Source organism: Streptomyces sp. WM6386 (assembly GCF_000972385.1).
Lineage (GTDB): Bacteria > Actinomycetota > Actinomycetes > Streptomycetales > Streptomycetaceae > Streptomyces.
This window is the reverse complement of the sequence record NZ_JXTE01000197.1, coordinates 1-1,188: the sequence shown is the minus strand read 5'-3', so window position 1 is coordinate 1,188 and position 1,188 is coordinate 1. Positions and strand designations below refer to the sequence as shown.

The following is a 1,188-nucleotide window of genomic DNA, read 5'->3' as shown; positions in this document are numbered from 1 at the left end:
GCATGTAGCCGCTGGGCATCGTCACCAGCACGTCCTTGGCGGTGCGCCGCCTGCTCTCCCCCTCGATACCGTCCTGTTCGTCCTTCTCCACGGCCACGGCGATGAGTTCACGCAGCTGGAGAACGTATGTCTGCAAGGTGGTGCGGGCGCTGCGCGGCGGCGTGGTGCCCCACAGCTCCTCGATCAGTGCGGAGACGGGCACCACCCGGTCGGCGTGCAGCGCCAGCAGCGCCAGCACCTGCCGCGGCTTGGGAGCCGTCGGCGTGATGGAGATTCCGTTCTCCTGTACGGCCAATGCGCCGAGTACCTCGATGTCCACGCGATCTCCCCTGTCTTATGCCCGAGTGCTCCGGTCGGTTCGCGGCCGTCAACAGATGTCAGTCCGGCGCCATGACAAGAGTAAAAACAGCACGAGCGGTCTGTCAATACCAAACCGCATATCCTGTATTTTCTTAGCGGAGGCGTAGGGGCTAGGCACCTCTGACCAGCACCTATTCGGTATCTCTAGCGGTAATCAAGGAGGCTTGGAGTCAGACTCCAGGGAACAACCAGGAGACGGAGGCGGGAATCGATCACCAAACAGACCATGCGGTCTGTTAATACTCGAGGTCAGCCCGAGGTGTGCTCCGCCGAGGAGACGACGGCCGACGGCCGCGAGCCGGAGCTCACCAGCCGGTCCAGGTCCTGCCGGCCGGCGAGCCGCGGCAGGAGCACCTCCCAGAAGCGCGTGACGTTCTGCCGCGACAGCCAGGAGGTGTCATCGCCACCGAGGGCCTCGAAGCCGACGGTCGCGGCGACGATGACGCGGGCGCTGTCCGCCCAGGACACCCCCTCCGCCAGAGCGCCGTTGCGCTCGGCCCGGCGGAGGCTGTCCTCGACCCAGTGCTGCCACTGCGTCCGAATCGAGGGCTCCCCCCTGCGTGTACTGTCACCCGCGAGTTCGAAGCCACCGCGGACCACGGTGTCGTGGGCGAGGCTGCGCATCAGTTCGTGGGTGGCGTCCACCACCGCCTGCAGCGAGTCCCCCTGCCAGGCCCGCGCCGCCTCGGTGATCAGGCGGACGGCCTTGGCGGCCTCCGCCTCCACCGCGTTGGCGAGCATGCCCTTGTTGGCGAAGTGGAAGTGCAGCGCGCCGTTGCTGACACCGGCGCGCTTGCTGATGGTGCTCAACGACGCGGTGACGAAGCC

Annotated in this window: 2 protein-coding genes; both read right to left on the bottom strand. The window is 66.8% G+C overall.

Going from position 1 to position 1,188, the window contains the following annotated elements:
* A partial coding sequence (locus TN53_RS40695; RefSeq protein WP_046263916.1) for an AfsR/SARP family transcriptional regulator occupies positions 1-319 on the bottom strand: 319 nt, incomplete at its 3' end.
* Between the two features lie 290 nt (positions 320-609).
* On the bottom strand, positions 610-1,188 hold a 579-nt coding region (locus tag TN53_RS40690; RefSeq protein WP_046263915.1), incomplete at its 5' end, for a TetR/AcrR family transcriptional regulator.